Below are 20,841 nucleotides of genomic sequence, written 5' to 3' on the forward strand. Positions count from 1 at the left end.
CTGACGCATTCAGACGCATTTAGGAGCCCCACCGATGGCCGACAACGACGAGCTGCGGCAGTATCTCAAGAAGACCGCGAAGGAGCTGTACGAGACCAAACAAAAACTCCGCGAGCTCACCGATCGGTCGACCGAGCCCATCGCCATTGTCGGCATGTCCTGTCGGTACCCCGGCGGCGTGCGGTCACCCGAGGATTTGTGGCGCGTGACCGCGAACGGTGTGGACGCGGTCGGCGACTTTCCAGCCGACCGAGGGTGGGATCTGGAGCGGCTGTACAACCAGGATCCGGATGTGCCGGGCACGGTTTATACCCGTGAAGGCGGATATCTCGACTCCATCGGCGACTTCGATGCGAGCTTTTTCGGGATCAGCCCACGTGAGGCCGCGGCGATGGATCCGCAGCAGCGCCTGATGCTCGAGGTGTCCTGGGAAGCGTTGGAGGATGCCGGTATCGACCCGGTATCGCTGCGCGGCACCGGCACCGGCGTCTTCGCCGGCGTCATCCACCAGAACTACGGTCCCCGCATCGGCTCTCCGACGACCACCGGCGAGACGGAAGGCCACGCCTACTTCGGTGTCGCGAACAGTGTGCTGTCCGGTCGGATCGCGTATACCTTGGGCTTCAAAGGTCCAGCGATTTCGGTCGACACCGCGTGCTCGTCGTCACTGGTGGCCATGCACCTCGCCTGCCAGGCGCTGCGCAACGGCGACGCCACACTGGCCCTGGCGGGCGGCGTCACGGTGATGTCGGATCCCTCCCTGCTGATCTCGTTTGCGCGCCAGCGGGGGCTGTCCTCCGATGCCCGCTGCAAGGCGTTCGCGGCGGCGGCCGACGGTACCGGCTTCTCCGAAGGTCTCGGGATGCTGGTGCTGGAGCGGTTGTCGGATGCCCGGCGGCTCGGTCACACCGTCCTGGCGGTGGTGCGCGGGAGCGCGGTGAATCAGGACGGCGCGAGCAACGGCTTGACCGCGCCGAGCGGTCTGTCACAGGAACGGGTCGTCGCGCAGGCATTGGCGAATGCCGGTCTGGTTGCCTCGGATGTCGACGTGGTGGAGGCGCACGGCACCGGCACGAAGTTGGGGGATCCGATCGAAGCGTCGGCACTGATCAGTGTCTATGGGAAGGGGCGGGAGAGCGGACCGCTGCGTCTGGGTTCGCTGAAGTCGAATATCGGGCACACCCAGGCGGCCGCGGGGGTCGGTGGGGTGATCAAGATGGTGCAGGCGATGCGGCACGAGATGTTGCCGAAGACGTTGCATGTGGATGCCCCGTCGCCGCACGTGGATTGGTCCGCGGGGACAGTGCGGCTGCTCCAGAACAGTGAACCGTGGCCCGCGGGGGAACGGGTGCGTCGGGCGGGTGTGTCGTCGTTCGGGGCCAGCGGCACCAACGCCCACCTCATTCTGGAGGAGGCGCCCGCCGCTCCGGTCGCCGCCCAGGCGGCAGGCGACGCCGAGCGGGTGACGATTGCGGAGTCCATCGCATCCGATGTTGTCCCGCTGGTGATCTCGGCCAAGTCCGAGGACGCGCTACGGGCGCAGGCGGATCGGTTGCGGCAGTGGTTGATCGGTGATCCCGATGCCGGTATGTGGGATGTGGCGCATTCGTTGGCGACCTCGCGGGCGCTGTTGGACTGGCGCGGTGTGGTCGTGGGACGTGACCGGGATGAACTATTGGCTGGTCTGGCCGAGTTGGCGGAGGGTGCGCCGAACACCGTCGAGTCGAAGGCAAATTCCGGCAAAACGGCTTTCTTGTTCACCGGTCAAGGTGCGCAGCGGGTCGGTATGGGCGCGGATCTGTATCGCGTGTTTCCGGTGTTCGCGGCGTCCTTGGACGAGGTATGCGCGGAGTTCGATCCGCTGCTGGGTCGTTCGCTGAAGGATCTGATGTTCACCGATACCGGTGGGGTGTTGGATCGGACGGAGTTCACCCAGCCCGCGTTGTTCGCGTTCGAGGTGGCGCTTTTCCGGTTGATCGAGTCGTTCGGTGTGGTGCCGGATGTGTTGATCGGGCATTCGGTGGGGGAGTTGGCTGCTGCGTACGTGGCGGGGGTGTGGTCGCTGTCGGACGCCTGCACGCTGGTGGCGGCACGTGGCCGGTTGATGGGTGCGTTGCCCGTGGGGGGCGCGATGCTCGCCGTGGCGATCGGTGAGGAGCAAGCGGTCGAGAGTGTCGCCGATTTCGGTGATCGGGTATCGATCGCGGCGGTGAACGGTCCGTCGTCGACGGTGTTGTCGGGTGATGGCGACGCTATCGAGGTGATCGAGCGGCAGCTGTCGGCTGTTGGGGTCAAGACGAGTCGGTTGCGGGTCAGCCACGCTTTTCATTCGGCGCGGATGGATCCGATGCTGGCCGAGTTCCGTTCGGTGGCCGAAGGTATCGCATACGAATCGCCGAGTTTGCCGATCGTGTCGAATGTGTCCGGTGAACTCGCCGGGAACGCGGTGACCGATCCGGAGTACTGGGTGCGGCAGGTGCGGGCGTGTGTGCGGTTCGCGCCGGGCGTAAAGACTCTCGTCGCGGCGGGTGTTCGACGTTTTGTCGAGGTGGGCCCGGATGCGGTGCTGGCCGCATTGACTCGTGGGTGTCTGGCCGAGGATCAGGAGGTCGAGTCGGCCTCGTTGGTGGTCGCGGCGGCCCGCCGGTCGACCGATGAGGTGACACAGTTCGTTACCGCCTTGGCGCAGGCCCACGTTGCGGGTGTGCGGGTGGATTGGCGTCGGTGGTTCGCGGGTCGTGAGGTGCGTCGGGTTCCGTTGCCGACGTATGCGTTCCAGCACCGCCGGTACTGGTTGCAGCCCGACAGCGACGCGTCGCCGTCTTCCTCGGATCATCCGATTTTGACGGGTGTGGTCGGGTTGGCGGGTACCGATGAGTGGTTGTTCACCGGCCGGTTGTCGTTGCGTACTCATCCGTGGATCGTCGATCACACGACCTACGGTGTTGTGGTTGTACCGAGCGCGACGTTGATCGAGTTTCTTCTTGTCGCGGGGGCCCGGATCGGTTGCGGGGTGGTTGAGGAACTCACGCTGCAGGCGCCGATTCTGCCGACCGCAGATGATGAGGTCGAACTGCAGGTGTTGGTGCAAGCACCCGACGAATCCGGGCGTCGGCAGTTCGAGTTCTTTTTCCGGAACTCGCCGGATGACGAATGGGTGCACAACGCGACCGGTGCGCTTGCGGCGCGGTGGGATGACGATTCGGCGTTGCTGTCGCGGTTGCGGGACGAGGAATGGCCGCCGGCCGACGCCGAATTCGTGGACAGTACCGGTCTTGCGGAGCGGATCGCATATGGCACCGGGCTCGAGTACGGTCCGGCGTTCATCGGAGTTCGGGCCGCGTGGCAACGTGGCGACGCGGTCTTCTCGGAGATCGCCCTGGATACCGACGCGGCGCCGGCACCCGGTCGGTACTCTCTGCATCCGGCGCTGCTGGACCTGGTGATGCACGCTGGCTTCTTCCGGTTGATGTGGCGTGACGCGGATTTCGCCCCGGATACCGGCCGGTTGCTGTTCCGGTGGGGTGGTGCGCGATTCTATAAATCGGCGACCGACGGCGAATGGCCTGCGGAGGTGACGTCGCTTCGGGTCATCGCGACCGCGACTGGCGCAGAGACCATTTCCGTCGCTGCCGTCGATTCGGATGGCACTCCGATTGTGTCGGTCGATGCGGTGGTGATGCGCACGTATGACGTCAAGAAATTCCGGAGCGCTTTGTCCGTTGACGATGCGAGCCTGTACGAGGTGCAGTGGGAGCGCACCGCGGCAGGGCCAACCGACCGATCCGCGTTGTCGATGGCGGTGCTCGCGGAGACGACGGTGCCGGGAATCGATGCGTCCTATGGATCGGTCGCCGATGTTGTTGCAGCCGAACATGTTCCGGATGTGGTTGTGTGGCGGGCGACCGAACGCTCCGCTGATGATGCGGCCGATGTTCCGCCAGTGGTGCGGGCGGGGGTGCACGGCACGCTGGCGTTGCTGAAGGCTTGGCTCGCGCAGGAACGTTTGTCCGATGCCCGGTTGCTGGTGGTCACGGCGGGCGGTGCGGGGTTGCCCGGCGAGGTTCCGGACTTGGTCGCCGCTTCGGTGTGCGGGCTGGTGCGAAGTGCGCAGTCGGAGAATCCGGAGCGCATCATCCTCATCGACGAGGACCCTGCCGGGCCGTTGGATGCCGCTCGGATCGGGGCGGTGTTGCGGTCGGGTGAGCCGCAGGTCGCGGTGCGTGGTGGGGAGGTTCTGGTGCCCCGGCTGACGCGCGCGTCCGCGTCGGCGGACACCGGTGCGCTGTCGTCGTTCGGGGACGGGACGGTGTTGGTTACCGGTGGCACGGGCGGGCTGGGTGTGTTGTTCGCCCGCCATCTCGTGGCCGAACACGGCGTGCGCAGGCTGGTGCTGACATCGCGCCGGGGATCCGAGGCGCCCGGTGCCGCCGAGCTGGTCGCCGAACTGGCGCAGTCGGGAGCCGATGCTCGGGTAGTCGCGTGCGACATCGCGAACCGCGATGCGGTGCGCAAGCTATTGGACACCATTGATCCGACCGCCATCGTCCATACCGCCGGGGTGCTCGACGACGGCACTGTCGAGTCGTTGACCGGTGCGCAGGTGGATCGGGTGTTGGCACCGAAGGTCGACGGGGCGTGGCATTTGCACGAGCTGACGCGCGATCGTGACTTGTCGGCGTTCGTGATGTTCTCGTCGGTCGCCGGTGTGCTCGGGTCGGCCGGGCAGGGCAATTATGCTGCGGCGAACGGTTTCCTGGATGCGTTGGCGCAACAGCGGCGAGCGGCGGGGTTGGCTGCGACGTCGTTGGCATGGGGGCCGTGGAATCAGGGCAGCGGGATGACCGGCGAGCTGGACCGCACCGCTGTGGTGCGTTGGGAGCGGCTGGGGCTGGGACAGCTCGCCGATGTTCAAGGCCTGCGCCTGTTCGATGAGGCCGTCGCGCATACGGCCGCGCGGCTGGCGCCGATCCGGTTCGACGCGAGTGTCTTGCGCCGTGCCTCCGATGCGGCGGTGGTTCCCGCGGTGCTGCGTGGATTCGTGCGGCGCTCAGCGCATCCGGCGCAGACCACGGCAGAACACGTCGCGGGTTCATTGGGCGCGAGGTTGGCCGGGGTGCCGGAGGCGCAACGTGGCGAGGTAGTGCTGGAGCTGGTGCGCGACCAGGCCGCCGCCGTGCTCGGGCACGACTCGGGGGCCGATATCAGGCCCGATCAGCCCTTCGACGAGATCGGTTTCGATTCGCTGGGTGCGGTGGAGTTCCGTAACCGGCTGGCCAAGGCCACCGGTGTGCAGTTGCCGTCGACCTTGGTGTTCGACCATCCGACCCCCGCGGCCGTGGCGAAGCTGGTGCAGTCGCGCGTCGAGCCGGCGACGGTGGGCGAGCCCGTCAAGAAGACTGTGCGCCGGGTGCGAGCCGACGAGCCGATCGCGATCGTGGGGATGGCCTGCCGTTTCCCCGGCGGTGTCGAATCACCGGATGAGCTGTGGGATCTCGTTGCCTCCGGAACCGACGCGACCGGCGATTTCCCCTCGGATCGCAGCTGGGATCTCGCGCGACTGTTCGATTCGGATCCGGACAAGCCCGGTACCGTCTACACCCACCGCGGCGGATTCCTCTATGACGCAGGCCATTTCGATCCGGGATTCTTCGGGATCAGCCCGCGGGAGGCGTCCGCGATGGATCCGCAGCAGCGATTGTTGCTGGAGGTGTCGTGGGAGGCGCTTGAGCACGCGGGGATCGATCCGGTGTCGTTGCGCGGCAGTGACACCGGCGTGTTCGTCGGAGCGGGGTACTCGGGCTACGTCGATCGCGTAGTCGGCGATCTGGAGGGCTACCGGCTCACCGGTACCACGAGCAGCGTGATGTCCGGGCGGGTGGCCTATGTCCTCGGTCTCGAGGGGCCCGCGGTCACCGTGGACACCGCGTGCTCGTCATCGCTGGTCTCGCTGCATCTGGCCTGCCAAGCGCTGCGCCAAGGGGAGAGTTCGATGGTGCTGGCGAGCGGTGTGACCGTCGCGGCAAGTCCTTACCTCTATGTCGATTTCGCGCGGCAGCGCGGTCTGTCGCCCGATGGACGTTGCAAGGCGTTCTCCGCCGCGGCCGATGGCGTCGCGTTCTCCGAGGGCGTCGGTGTGCTGGTGCTGGAGCGGCTCTCCGACGCCCGGCGCCTGGGACACAACGTTCTCGCCCTGGTGCGCGGGACGGCGGTGAACCAGGACGGTGCGAGCAACGGTTTGACCGCGCCGAACGGTCCGTCGCAGGAGCGAGTGATCGCGCAGGCCCTCGCGAATGCCGGGCTCACCCCCGCTGACGTGGATGCGGTGGAAGCTCACGGGACCGGCACCACCCTGGGGGATCCCATCGAAGCCAACGCGTTGATCGCGGCATACGGGCAGGATCGTGGGGACCGGGAGCCGCTGCGAATCGGATCGATCAAATCGAATATCGGTCACACCGTCGCCGCGGCCGGTGTCGGTGGCGTGATCAAGATGGTGCAGGCGCTGCGATACGAAACCCTGCCAGCGACCTTGCACGCGGAAGAACCGTCCCCGCACGTGGATTGGTCCGCCGGTGCGGTGCGCCTGCTGACCGAGCCGGAACCGTGGCGCGCAGGGGGGACGGTTCGCCGGGCCGGTGTGTCGTCGTTCGGAGTCAGCGGCACCAACGCCCACGCGATCATCGAGGAAGCGCCCACCCCACGGTCGGTCGTCTCACCACCGGTTCCCGACCGGCCGCGCGCAGTGGTGCCATGGCTGGTGTCGGCCAAGAACCGGACCGCGATCCAGGCACAGGCGGCGAAACTGCACACGTGGCTGATCGATCACCCCGACGCCGATCCGGCGGATGTGGCGTTTTCGCTCGCGACGACACGTGCGCAGCACGAGTGGCGCGCCGCGGTCATCGGCGGCGATCGCGACGAACTGCTGACGCGGCTGGCGAAGTTGGCCGCCGGTTCCGCCTCGGCCGGAGTGGTTTCCGGCACGGTGGGCTCCGGGAAGACCGCCTTCCTGTTCACCGGTCAGGGCGCGCAGCGGGTCGGTATGGGCGCCGGCCTGTCCGAGGCCTTCCCGGTCTTCGCCGCAGCGCTGGACGAGGTGTGTGCCCAGTTCGATCCGCTGCTGGGATGTTCCCTGAAGCAAGCGATGTTCACCGGACACCTGATCGACGATCAGGGAGTCGCCGCGGAGACCGGGATTCTGGATCGGACGCGGTTGACCCAGCCCGCTTTGTTCGCGTTCGAAGTGGCGCTGTATCGGCTGTTGGAGTCGTTCGGACTCGTCCCGGATATGTTGATCGGGCACTCTGTCGGTGAACTGGCCGCGGCGTATGTGGCCGGTGTGTGGTCACTGGAGGACGCCTGCGAGCTGGTCGCGGCACGCGGGCGGCTGATGGCGGCGCTGCCGGCGGGCGGTGCGATGCTCGCGGTCGCCGCGTCCGAGACCGAAGTCGGTGCGACGATAGCCGGATTCGGTGATCGGGTGTCGGTGGCGGCGGTGAATGCGCCTGCGGCCGTGGTGGTCTCGGGTGACGAGGAGGCCGTTGCCGAGATCGATCGGCTGTTCGCCGAGCAGGGGCGCAAGACCAGCCGATTGCGGGTGTCGCATGCGTTCCATTCACATCGGATGGAGCCGATGCTGGCCGAGTTCGCGACCGTGGCGGCCGGAGTGACCTTCAACGCCCCGCGGATTCCGTTGGTGTCGAACATCTCTGGCCAGATCGGCGGCGACGAGATCGTGGATCCGGGGTACTGGGCGTCACAGGTGCGCGCCGCGGTCCGTTTCGCGCCCGGTGTCGAGACGCTGGTGGCGTCGGGCGTGCGTCGGTTCCTCGAAGTCGGGCCCGACGCGGTGCTGGCGGCGCTGACCCGGCAATCCCTTACCGCGGATATCGAGGCTCGATCGCTGGTCGCCGCGGCGGCCCGTCGGGATCACGACGAGGTCGAGCAGTTCCTGACGATGCTCGGCCAAGCCCACACCGCTGGGGTGGCGGTCGACTGGGATGCGCTGTTCACCGCCCGCCAGGTGTCACGAGTTGCCTTGCCCACCTACGCCTTCGAACATCGGCGCTACTGGCTCGAACCCAGCCTCGGGGAGCCCCGGAACGCGACCTCGGAACACCCGCTGCTCACCGATGCGGTGCGCGTGGCCGACCGCGACGAGTGGTTGTTCACGGGGCGGCTTTCGCTGCGAACCCATCCATGGATCGCCGACCACACTACTTACGGTGTGGTGCTCGTCCCCAGTGCCGCGCTCATGGAGATGCTGCTGGTCGCGGCTCGGCGGATCGGATGCAGCGCCGTGGACGAGCTCACCCTCGAGGCGCCGATCCTCCCGCCGGCAGACGGCGATGTCGAACTCCAGGTACTGGTGCGGGAACCGGATCCCGCGGGACGTCGATCGTTCACGTTCCACTACCGCCGTACCGGCGTCGCGGACGGTGAGTGGACGCGAAACGCCAGTGGCGTGTTGAGCGGTCGACAGCTGATCGATATCGGACTTGTGGACATGCTGCGAAACGAGCCGTGGCCGCCGGTCGACGCCGAACCGGTGGACACCGACTGGATTCCGGCCCAGGCGGCGCGTGTCGCCGGACTGGAATACGGTGCTTCGTTCATCGGCATCGATGCCGCATGGCGCAGTGGTGCCACGGTGTTCTCCGAGGTCACCCTGAACCAGGAAGTCCCGGCCGAACGGTTCCAGCTGCATCCGGCGCTGTTCGACATGGTGATGCATGCCGGAATGGCCTGTTTGATCTGGCCCGACCACAAGAGCAATCCCGCTGAGGGCAAACTCTTGTTCCGTTGGGGCGGAACGCAATTCCACACCACGTCCAAGGTCAGGACGTTGCGGGTGATGGCCGTCCAGCGCAGCAGTGAGGCGATCACCGTCGTGGCCGTCGACCAGGACGGAACCCTGGTGGTTTCCATCGACGAAGTGGTCATGCGCTCCTATGACGTCCAGCAGTTCCGCGCCACGCTGGCGGGTGGACGTGCGGCACGGTATGGGTTGCGCTGGGCGGCGGTCGGGATGCCCGATGGACTCACCCCGACCATGAGCGCAGCCGTGCTCGGAGCCGCGCAAGTGGCCGGAATCGACGAGCGGTATCCGGATCTGGAGACGCTCGCTTCGGCTGCGACCGTCCCGGACGTCGTGGTCTGGTCCGAAGCCGCTGCGCTGCACCATGATTCGCAGCCGTCCGCGCGCGATCGGGTGCACGCCGCCTTGCGCATGGTCGGCGGCTGGTTGGCCGACGAGCGGTTCGCACAGTCGCAGTTGGTCGTGGTGACCAGGCGTGCGGCAGCCCTGCCCGATGAGGCGCCGGATACCGCATCGGCTGCGGTATGGGGGCTGATACGTAGCGCTCAGACCGAGTATCCGGAGCGGATTGTGCTGCTCGACGCGGACGGATCCGATGGTGCGCACGTTTCGGCCGACTCGATCCGAGCGGCGATGTCGACCGGAGAGACACAGGTGGCATTGCGGGGCGACCGCGTCCTGGCACCGCGACTGGAGGCGGTGACCTCCCCGGCTGTCGAGAACGCATCGTTCGGGTCCGGCACCGTTCTGATCACCGGCGGGACAGGGGGATTGGGCGCGCTGCTGGCCCAGCATCTGGTAACCGCGCATGGTGTGCGACGACTGCTGCTGGTATCTCGCCGTGGAGAGCTGGCGGACGGTGCGCCGGAACTCGCGGCGGAACTGTCCCGACTCGGCGCCGAGGTGCGGGTCGCCGCCTGCGATGTCACCGACCGCGACGCGCTTCGAGATCTGCTGTTCAGCCTTCCCACCGAGCACCCGCTCACCGGTATCGTGCACGCCGCTGGCGTGCTCGATGACGGCACGTTCCACACGCTCACCAGCGACCAGGTCGATCGGGTGTTCGCGCCTAAAGCCGATGCGGCGTGGCATCTGCACGAGCTCACTCGGGACATGAACCTGTCGGCGTTCGTGATGTTCTCCTCGATTGCCGGAATGATCGGTTCCGCGGGGCAAGCGAATTACGCTGCCGCGAACAGCTTCCTGGACGCCCTCGCTGTGCAACGCCGCGCCGGAGGACTACCGGCGCTCTCACTCGCCTGGGGGCCGTGGCAGCAGGACATCGGCATGACCGGCGCTTTGGATCGCACCGCCATGAGCCGACTGGACCGCATGGGCCTGGCTCCGCTGGACCGGACCGACGGCCTGCGGCTGTTCGATGAATCGCTGACCACGGCGGAACCGGTATCAGCGCTGGTGCACCTGGATACCGACAAACTGCGCCTGGAAGCGCACACCGGTCCGGTACCGGCAGTGCTGCGTGGATTCGTTCGCGCCCGCGGCCGGTCGGCTACGACATCGAATGGTGAAGCCTCGCTCGGGGAGCGTCTGCACGGTGTGGCGGAGACGAAGCGGCGTGGGGTCGTCCTCGACCTGGTGCGCGATAACGTGGCGGCGGTGCTGGGTTACGGCTCGGCCGACGACATCGGGCCCGATCGTGGCTTCGATGAACTCGGCTTCGATTCCCTCGGCGGCGTCGAGTTCCGGAACCGGCTCACGAAGGTAACGGGGCTGTCGCTGCCCTCGACGTTGGTGTTCGACTACCCGACTGCGGGAGATATCGCCGACTACCTGCTGGCGCAGACGACGGTTGCGGCGCCCGCGCAACCGTCGTCGGCGGCGCCCGATGACATCGCGCGGCTCGAGGCCCTGCTCGAGCGGATTATCGCCAACGGCAGCGACAACGACGAGACCGTCGCCGGATTGCGGGGCGTCAACGAGCGCCTCCGCACCTTCCTGGGGGGCAAGTGGTCGGACCGCGAGTACGACGATCTCGAATTTTCTTCCGACAGTGAGCTCTTGGATCTGATCGACGAGGAGTTTGGCCCAGCATGAGCAACCCCGACACCAGCAACGAGGAACGGCTCAGTCGGTATCTGAGGAAGCTCACCGGAGATCTCCGCGCCGCCAAGAAGCACATCCAGCACCTGGAAGAACGTGCCAGCGAACCGATCGCGATCGTAGGCATGAGCTGTCGATACCCGGGCGGCGTCGAAACTCCCGCGCAACTGTGGGAGTTGGTCGCCTCCGGCACCGACGCCGTCGGTCCTTTTCCGACCGACCGGGGCTGGGACCTCGAGCGTCTGTTCGACACCGACCCCGATACGCCCGGGACCATCTACACTCGGGAAGGCGGATTCCTCGCTGCGGCAGGCGATTTCGATCCGGGATTCTTCGGAATAGGTCCGCGCGAGGCCGCGGCGATGGATCCGCAGCAGCGTCTGTTCCTGGAAGCGGCCTGGGAGGCATTGGAGGACGCCGGCATTGATCCGGCGTCGCTGCGCGGCGGCGACACCGGTGTGTTCGCCGGCGTGATGCATCAGGACTACGGCCCGCGCGTGGGTTCGCTGGGCCTGGCCGCTGAGTCGGAAGGCCATGCCTACCCGGGTGTTTCGGCGGCCGTCCTCTCCGGGCGCGTCGCCTTCATCTTCGGATTCAAAGGTCCGGCGCTGTCGGTGGACACCGCGTGCTCGTCGTCGCTGGTCGCCCTGCACCTCGCCTGTCAGGCATTGCGTCAGGGCGAGACCTCCCTCGCCCTGGTCGGTGGGGTCACCGTGATGTCCGACCCCACCCTGCTGATCGCCTTCGCCCGGCAGCGGGCGCTGTCCCCCGATGCACGGTGTAAGGCCTTCGCGGCAGCGGCGGACGGGACAGGATTCTCCGAGGGCCTCGGCATGCTCGCGGTCGAGCGGCTGTCCGATGCACGCCGTCATGGCCACCAGGTCCTCGCGGTCATCCGCGGCAGCGCGGTCAACCAGGACGGCGCCAGCAACCGTATGACCGCGCCGAATGGTCCTTCGCAGGAAAAGGTGATCGCGCAGGCCCTCGCCAATGCCGGTCTGACGCCCGCCGACGTCGATGTGGTCGAGGCGCACGGCACCGGCACCACCCTCGGAGACCCGATCGAGGCGCAGGCGTTGATCGGTGCCTACGGTCGCGATCGCGCCGGCGATCCGCTGCGTATCGGCTCGCTCAAGTCGAATATCGGACACACCTCCGCCGCAGCCGGTGTCGGCGGTGTGATCAAGATGGTCCAGGCGTTGCGACACGAAATGCTGCCCGCGACACTGCATGTCGATGCGCCGACCCCGCATGTGGATTGGTCGGCGGGAACGGTGCGGCTGCTCACCACGCCGGAACCGTGGCCAGCAGGAGAGCGGGTGCGTCGCGTCGGCGTGTCCTCCTTCGGCGCCAGCGGTACCAACGCTCACGTGATTCTGGAAGAGGCCCCTGTTCCGGTTGAGGCCCCTGCCGAACCGGCGGACGATGCCGCCGATCGCGGTGCGAAGGCAGTGGCGTCCGGAGTCTCTCCCTGGCTGGTTTCGGCGAAAACCGAGGACGGCCTGCGTGCGCAGGCGGCCAAACTGCTGCACTGGGTGACCGAACACCCCGACCTGACAGTCGACGATATCGGCTATTCACTGTTGACGACCCGCGCCCAGCTGGACTGGCGGGGCACGGTGGTGGGCGGCAACCGGGACACGATGCTCGCCGGACTGGCGGCGCTGGCCGAACACGGGTCGGCGAGCTCCGGCAATGGCGTGACGACGGGGCAGGCGGTTACGCGTAAGGCAGCCTTCCTGTGCACCGGGCAGGGCGCGCAGCGGGTCGGGATGGGACGCGAACTGTATGAAGCGTTCCCGGTGTTCGCTTCGGCGTTGGATGAGATCTGCGCGCAGTTCGATCCACTACTGGGCGGTTCGCTCGAGCAGTTGATGTTCACCGGTCAGCTGGTCGATGCCAGCCCTGACAATGCTGATGCCGGTGTGCTGGATCGGACGGAGTTCACCCAACCCGCGCTGTTCGCATACGAAGTCGCGCTGTGCCGGCTCTTGGACTCGTTCGGTGTGACACCGGATGTCCTGATCGGACATTCGATCGGTGAGCTGGCCGCGGCGTACATCGCCGGTGTGTGGTCGCTACCGGACGCGTGCCGACTGGTCGCGGCGCGTGGTCGCCTCATGGGGCAGCTGCCGGAAGGCGGCGCAATGCTCGCCATCGCGGCGAGCGAGCTCGAGGTATCCGAGGCGCTCGTCGACGATGCGCACCGAGTGTCCATTGCCGCGGTGAATTCGCCGGTAGCCGTTGTTGTTTCCGGTGACGAGGACGCGGTGACGGCGCTCGAGCGGTGGTTCGCCGACCGCGGGCGGAAGACATCGCGCTTGAATGTGTCGCATGCGTTCCATTCACACCGGATGGAACCGATGCTGGCCGAGTTCGAGTCTGTCGCACGGGATGTGACCTATCACCGCCCGCAGATTCCACTGGTATCGAATCTATCCGGCCGCATTGCGGGAGATGAAGTGCTGGAACCCGCTTACTGGGTCCAGCAGGTGCGGGCGGCCGTTCGGTTCGCCCAGGGCGTGGACACTCTGGTGGCCGCGGGCGTGCGTCGATTCCTGGAGATCGGTCCGGATGCGGTGCTGACGGCGATGGCCCGTCAATGCTTGCCCGAAGATATCGAATCGCAGTCGGCGGTGGTTGCCGGAGCACGTCGAGGGCGGGCCGAGGTCGAGCAGTTCGTGAACGGCCTGGCACACGCGCACGCGGTTGGCGTCGACGTCGACTGGACGGTGTTCTTCGCCGCTCGCTCGGTCTCGCGAGTGTCGTTGCCCACCTATGCCTTCGAGCGACGTCGCTATTGGCTCGCGCCGGATGGAGTCGAATCCCTTGGCTTGGGTGTGGTCGAGCGTCTGAACGCGGACCCGGTGTCGGAGTCGCTGTTCGGTGTGGATTGGGTTGCTGTTCGGCAGTCGGTGGTGGCTGTTGAGCCGGAACGTGTTGCGGTGTTGGGTGCTGGTCAGGGTTTTGGGGGTGTGCCGCGTTTTGGTGATCTTGCGGCGTTGATTTCTGATCTGGATGCGGTCGAGGGTCGGGTTGTTCCCGAGGTCGTGTTGTTGGAGTGCCCCGATGGTGTGGGTGCGCCGCCGGAGGCGGCACGGCATGTTGTGGCCGGTGTGCTCGACACTGTTCGACTGTGGTTGAGCGATGCTCGCTTTGCTGATTCTCGTTTGGTTGTGGTGACCGAACATGCTGTGTCCGTTGATGTTTCTGAACGTGTGGATTTGGCTCAGGCTCCGGTGTGGGGTTTGTTGCGTGCTGCGCAGGCTGAGCATCCGGGTCGGTTCCAGCTTCTCGACGTGGATCGGGACGACTGGGATCAGGACCCGGTCGCTGTCGCGGCCGTGGCAGCGGCTGCTGTGATGGAACCGGAAGCCGCGTTGCGTGGTGGGGCTGTGTTGGTTCCGCGGTTGAGTCGTCACGCAGCTGGCGAGGTTGTTCGGCTGGCAGAGCCCGGCACCGTGCTGATTACCGGTGGTACGGGTGGTTTGGGTGCGTTGATCGCTCGGCATCTTGTTACCGAGCATGGTGTGGCTCATCTGCTTTTGACGTCTCGGCGTGGTTTGGATGCTCCTGGTGCTGTGGCGTTGCGTGATGAGTTGGTGGAGTTGGGTGCGCAGGTGACCGTCACCGCGTGTGATGTGTCCGATCGGGATGCATTGGCCGTCTTGATCGACAGCGTCCCAGATGAGGCTCCCCTCGTTGGGGTGGTTCATGCTGCGGGGACTGTTGATAACGGTCTGGTCGAGTCGATCACACCGGACCGGATCGACTATGTCTTCGGGCCGAAGGTCGATGCGGCGTGGCATCTGCACGAGCTCACTCGTGATCATTCGTTGTCGTTGTTCGTGTTGTTGTCTTCGGCCGGTGGGCTTGTTCTGGCGGCTGGTCAGGCGAATTATGCTGCGGCGAATGTTTTTCTGGATGCCTTAGCGGCGTATCGCCGCAGTTCGGGGTTGCCTGCGACGTCGGTGGATTATGGGTTGTGGGCGCGGTCGAGCGGGCTCGGTATGGAGTTGTCCGAGGCTGATTTCGAGCGGATGCGCAGGCAGGGTCTTCCTGCTCTGACCGAGGCCGAGGGTCTGGCGCTGTTCGATTCGGCGATAGCCACCGATACCGCTCAGCTGGTGGCGTTGCGGGTTGATCCGGCGGTGCTTCGAACCCGGGGCGAGCAGGTTCCGGCATTGCTGCGTGCGATTGCTCCGGTCTCTGCGCGTCGTCATCCGACAGCCTCAGCAGTGGGTCAAGGTTTTCTGGATGATCTGGTCGGTTTGTCGGATGCTGATCGTCGTATCGCTGTGCTGGAGTTGGTTCGATCGGTAGCCGCCGGGGTTCTCGGGCATGCTTCTATGGATGCTGTTGAGCCGCAGCGGGCTTTCCAGCAGTTGGGGTTCGATTCTCTCGGTGCTGTCGAGTTCCGCAACAAACTCAATGCCGCGACCGGCCTACAGTTACCGGCCACCCTTACTTTCGATTATCCGAATCCGCAGGTTGTTGCCGAGTTCATTGGTTCGGAGCTCGGTGGCGCGGTGGCTGTTGATGAGGGTGTGGTCGGTCGGGTTCGGGTCGATGATGATCCGATCGCGATTGTTGCGATGAGTTGTCGGTATCCGGGTGGGGTTGCCTCGCCGGAGGACCTGTGGCGGTTGGTTGCCGACGGGATCGATACCACCGGCGAGTTGCCGGTGGATCGTGGCTGGGATATCGAAGGCATCTACGATCCGGAGCCCGGCAAGGTAGGCAAGACCTACACCCGTCAGGGTGGATTCCTTTATTCGGCAGCCGATTTCGATGCGGATTTCTTCGGGATCAGTCCCAACGAGGCGACGATGATGGATCCGCAGCAGCGGTTGCTGTTGGAGACCTCGTGGGAGGCATTGGAACGGTCCGGTGTCGATCTGGTTTCGTTGCGCGGCAGCTCGACCGGGGTCTTCACCGGCATGACATTCCACGACTATCCGGCCAACGCGAATTCGGGATCTATTGCATCCGGTCGAGTGTCGTATGTTTTCGGTTTCGAGGGGCCGTCGGTCACGGTGGATACGGCGTGCTCGTCGTCGCTGGTCGCGATGCATCTGGCTGCGCAGTCGTTGCGGTCGGGGGAGTGTGATCTGGCGTTGGCCGGGGGTGTGGCAGTGATGGCGACACCCGAAACCTTTGTGGAGTTCAGCCGTCAGCGGGGATTATCGCCGGACGGTCGGTGTAAACCCTTCGCCGACGCCGCCGATGGTGTCGGGTGGTCCGAGGGTGTCGGCGTCCTGGTGTTGGAGCGACTTTCCGATGCCCGGCGCAATGGTCATGAGGTGTTGGCCGTTATTGCTGGTTCGGCGGTGAATCAGGATGGTGCGTCGAATGGTTTGACTGCCCCGAACGGTCCGTCGCAGCGTCGGGTGATCCGGCAGGCGTTGGCGAATGCCGGGGTGTCTGCGGGTGAGGTGGATGTGGTCGAGGCCCATGGGACGGGTACGACGTTGGGTGATCCGATCGAGGCGCAGGCGTTGTTGGCGACGTATGGGCAGGACCGTGAGCCGGATCGTCCGTTGTGGTTGGGGTCGTTGAAGTCGAATATCGGTCATGCTCAGGCTGCGGCGGGTGTGGGTGGTGTGATCAAGATGGTGATGGCGATGCGTCATGGCGTGTTGCCTCGAACACTGCATGTTGATCGGCCGAGTACGAAAGTTGATTGGTCCCAGGGCAGTATCGAGTTGTTGACCGAGTCGCAGTCGTGGCCGGTGACGGGTCGGCCGCGTCGTGCTGGTGTGTCGTCGTTCGGTATCAGTGGCACGAATGCTCACCTCATCCTCGAGCAGGCTCAGGTCGTGGAGGCTGTGCCGGTGGCGGAGCAGGCCCCGGTGGCCGAATCGGTGCCGGTAATCGAGACGGCTCCGCTGGGTGGGGTGTTGCCGTGGGTGGTTTCGGCGCGCAGTGGTGAGGCGCTTGCTGATCAGGCCCGGCGTCTGGCTTCGCGTATCGCCGATGATGACCAGGATCCGATCGACATCGGTTTTTCGCTGGTGACGAGGGTGTTGTTCGATCATCGGGCCGTGGTGTTGTCGGCTCAGCGTGATGGTCTGCGGGCCGGTACGCAGGCGTTGGGTCGCGGCGAATCTGTTCCTGGTGTGGTGTCGGGTCGTGTGGTGTCGGGTTCGACGGGTGTGGTGTTCTCGGGTCAGGGTGCGCAGTGGGCGGGTATGGCCGCTGAGTTGCGCGGTGCGTATCCGGTGTTCGCGGAGCATTTCGACACGATCGTCGCTGAGTTGGATCCGCTTCTGGGGCAATCGGTTCAGCTGGGTGCGGCTCTGTCGTCCGACGATCTGGTCGATGCGACGGTGTTTGCGCAGGCGGGGTTGTTCGCGTTCGAGGTGGCGTTGTTCCGGCTGCTCGAGTCGTGGGGTGTTCGCCCGGATGTGGTGGCGGGTCATTCGATTGGTGAGGTGGCTGCTGCGCATGTCGCGGGTGTGTTGTCGTTGTCGGATGCGTGTGTGTTGGTGGCTGCGCGTGGCCGGTTGATGCAAGCACTGCCCGCGGGTGGGGCGATGGTCGCGGTGGGTGCCTCGGAGGCCGACGTGCTGCCGCTACTGGCTGGTGGGGTGTCGATTGCGGCGGTGAACGGGCCGTCGTCGGTGGTGCTCTCCGGAGTCGAGAGCGCTGTCGCCGCTGTTGTCGAGGTATGTGTTGAGCGTGGTTGGCGGACGAAGCGTTTGCGGGTTTCGCATGCTTTCCATTCGGTGTTGATGGAGCCGATGCTGGACGAGTTCGCCACGGTGATCGAGGGTTTGGTGTTCGCTCGTCCGAGCTTGCCGCTGGTGTCGACGGTGACCGGCGCGAAGGTCGTCGATGAGATGTGTGATCCGTCCTATTGGGTGGGTCAGGTCCGTGAGACGGTGCGATTCGCTGATGCTGTTCGAACGGCCAGGGACTTGGGTGTGGTGCGGTTCGCCGAGGTCGGACCGGATGCCGTGCTGTTTCCGATGGTCAACCAGATCATCGATGGCGGGCAGACAACCGCACCTACGGGCGCGGCTCCAACGGTGGTGGCGTTGGCGCGCCGGGATCGGGCTGATGCTTCTACCTTGTTGGGTGGGGTCGCCGGTTTGTTCGTCTCGGGTGCCGATGTGGACTGGGCCGGTTTCTACGCTGGCTCCGGAGCCCAACGAATCGACCTGCCCACCTACGCTTTCCAGCGTCGGCGGTATTGGATGGCCGAAGGGTCCGCTGCTGCCAATGGTGGGGCTCGGGCGATGGGTTTTGTGGCTACCGGGCATCCATTGGTTTCGACGATGGTGTCGCAACCGGATTCCGACGGCGTCGCTCTGAGCGGTCGTTTGTCGGTGCAGACGCATCCGTGGCTGGCCGATCACAAGGTGATGGACACGGTGTTGTTCCCCGGGACCGGCTTTGTCGAACTCGTTTTGCATGCCGGGGAACAGGTCGGCTGCTCCATGCTCGAGGAGTTGGTACTGCAAGCTCCCTTGGTGTTGCCGGAGTCCGGTGGTGTTGCGGTGCGTGTCGTGATCGGTGACCAGGACGAGGCGGGTCATCGGCCAGTGCGGGTCTTCTCCTGCCCGGACGGCGATGTCGATACGAGACCATCGTGGACATTGCACGCTGAAGGCGTACTTGCCGTGGGTCAGACGGAGGCTGATTTCGATCTGTCTTCGTGGCCGCCGGTTGGCGCCACTGCTGTTGATATCGATGGTGTTTACGACTCGCTCGACGCGCAGGGCTATCAGTACGGTCCGGTGTTTCAGGCATTGACATCGGTGTGGCGTGGGACCGAGGGAATCTATGCCGAGGTCGCTTTGCCCGAACAAGCCCGCTCTGACGCAGGTGGGTTCGGTGTGCACCCCGCGTTGCTCGATGCGGCTTTGCATGCTTTGCGTTCAGCAGCAGTGGATATGCCTGCGGATGAAGTTGCCCTGCCGTTCGAGTGGTCAGGTGTCAGCGTGTATGCGGCTGGGGCCGATGCGTTGCGTGTTCGACTCACTCGGGTGGGTGAGAACGGTGTCGTGCTGGATCTCGCGGATTCGACCGGTGTCCCGGTGGCATCCGTGCGGCATTTCGCGTCTCGACCGATAGATCCCGCGCAACTCACTGCTGGTGGGTCGCCTGCCAGGAATGCGTTGTTCCGGATCGGCTGGACACCGATCTCGGTGCCCGAAGCCGAGGTGACCGCAGTGGGGTGGGGGGATCTAGGTGATGATGTCCCCGCAGTGGTGGTGTTGGACTGTCCGACAGGTAATGATCCGGCTGCTGTTCATTCCGCGACCCACGATGTTCTGCAGGTACTTCAGGCCTGGACGACAGCGCCTCGGTTCGCCGATTCGATGTTGGTGGTCCGGACCAGCGGTGCGGTATCGGTAGTCGGGGAAGACATTACAAACCTTGCCGGTGCCGCGGTGTGTGGTCTGGTTCGGTCCGCACAGACCGAACATCCTGGCCGGATCGTGTTGATCGATACCGACTCCGACGATGCCGGCTTGCTGGGTGGGGTGGTGGCTACTGCCGAACCTCAGGTGGCTGTGCGGGATGGGCAAGTACACGCTGTGCGGTTGGGCCGAGCGGTTTCCACTGCGGACACCGCTGCCGTGGAAACCGCTTTCGGTCCGGACGATACTGTTCTGGTCACCGGTGCGGGTGGGTTGCTCGGTGGGTTGTTCGCCCGGCATCTGGTTGCCACCCGCGGCGTCCGCCGCTTGCTGCTGTTGAGCCGTCGCGGTGGATCCGCCCCCGGCGCCACCGAGCTGCGAGCGGAGTTGCAGCATCTCGGTGCGGAGGTCGAGTTCGTCTCGTGCGATGCCGCTGATCGCAGTGCGTTGGCTGCGGTGCTGGCCAATGTTCCTGCCGGTCATCCACTTACGGGTGTGTTCCATCTGGCCGGCGTGCTCGATGACGGTGCGATCGGTTCGCTTACCCCGGACCGGTTGGACACGGTATTGGGACCCAAGGTCGATGCCGCCCTGCACCTGCATGAATTGACTCAGGACCTCCCGTTGAAGGCGTTCGTGTTGTTCAGTTCGGTGGCAGGCACGTTCGGCAACGCCGGGCAAGGTAACTATGCGGCGGCCAACGCGTGTTTGGATGCGTTGGCGGCGCATCGCAGGGTGTCCGGTCGGTGTGGGCAGTCCCTTGCGTGGGGTTTGTGGGGCATGGACGGCGGGATGGCCGGTGAACTCGATGCTGTTGACCGCCAGCGGATATCTCGCTCCGGTGTGCTGCCGCTATCGGAGGAACAAGGCCTCGCACTGTTCGACGTGGCGACTCGGATCGATGCGGCGATGCTGGTCCCGGCCCGTTTGGATCTGGACAGCATTCGCGCCGCGGGGTCGGCCTCGCCATTATTCGCTGATCTGATCCCGCAGCGTCGTAAAGCAGCCTCGAGCGCGGCTGCGGCGTTGCGTGCTCGTTTGGCCGATACCCCGGAGAACGAGCGTTTCGGTGTGTTGGTGGAGATTGTTCGCGGCCAGGTCGCGGTGATTCTGGGGCATCAGAACACGAATGCGATAGAGGTGGACAAGGCGTTCAGTGAGTTGGGCTTCGATTCGGTCACTGCGGTCGAGTTCCGTAATGCCCTGAAAGCTGTGACGGGTTTACAACTGCCCGCGACTCTGGTGTTCGACTATCCGACACCGAAGGCCCTGGCCGACCACCTCGGCGAGGAACTCACCGACCACAGGCCCGGCGCGTCGGCAGATCTACCGGAAAACGATATTCGTCGAGCCCTTCAAACAATTCCGCTCGCCCGTCTCCGCGACGCGGGTCTGCTGGATGCGCTTATGAAGCTTGCGCAGGGTCAGGAAAGATATGACGAGATAGATCAGAGCATCGCCGATGAATCAATTGACGCGCTGGATATCGACGACCTGATCGATCTGGCTTACAACAGCTCATTAGAGGACTGATTCCGATATGTGCGACGTTGATGGAAGCCCATCGTGATTCCGTAATGCATCGAATTT

The 20,841-nt window shown here is 65.4% G+C and carries 2 protein-coding genes; both read left to right on the top strand.

Features of this window, described 5'->3' with window-relative positions; all coding sequences use genetic code 11:
* Positions 1-34 precede the first annotated feature (34 nt).
* Positions 35-10,876 (top strand): type I polyketide synthase, encoded by a 10,842-nt coding sequence (locus tag ACQP2D_RS08675; protein WP_433683184.1) that lies wholly within the window; start codon positions 35-37, stop codon positions 10,874-10,876.
* Positions 10,873-20,784 (top strand): SDR family NAD(P)-dependent oxidoreductase, encoded by a 9,912-nt coding sequence (locus ACQP2D_RS08680; RefSeq protein WP_433683185.1) that lies wholly within the window; start codon positions 10,873-10,875, stop codon positions 20,782-20,784. Before ACQP2D_RS08675 ends, ACQP2D_RS08680 begins: the two co-directional genes overlap by 4 nt.
* The last annotated feature ends 57 nt before the right edge of the window (positions 20,785-20,841 follow it).

It is taken from the genome of Nocardia sp. CA-119907, assembly GCF_050955995.1.
Taxonomy (GTDB): Bacteria; Actinomycetota; Actinomycetes; order Mycobacteriales; family Mycobacteriaceae; genus Nocardia.

Excerpts from the sequence above, each read along its gene's own strand:
- ACQP2D_RS08675 (WP_433683184.1), top strand. The coding sequence starts at position 35 with ATGGCCGACAACGACGAGCTGCGGCAGTATCTCAAGAAGACCGCGAAG.
- ACQP2D_RS08680 (WP_433683185.1), top strand. The coding sequence starts at position 10,873 with ATGAGCAACCCCGACACCAGCAACGAGGAACGGCTCAGTCGGTATCTG.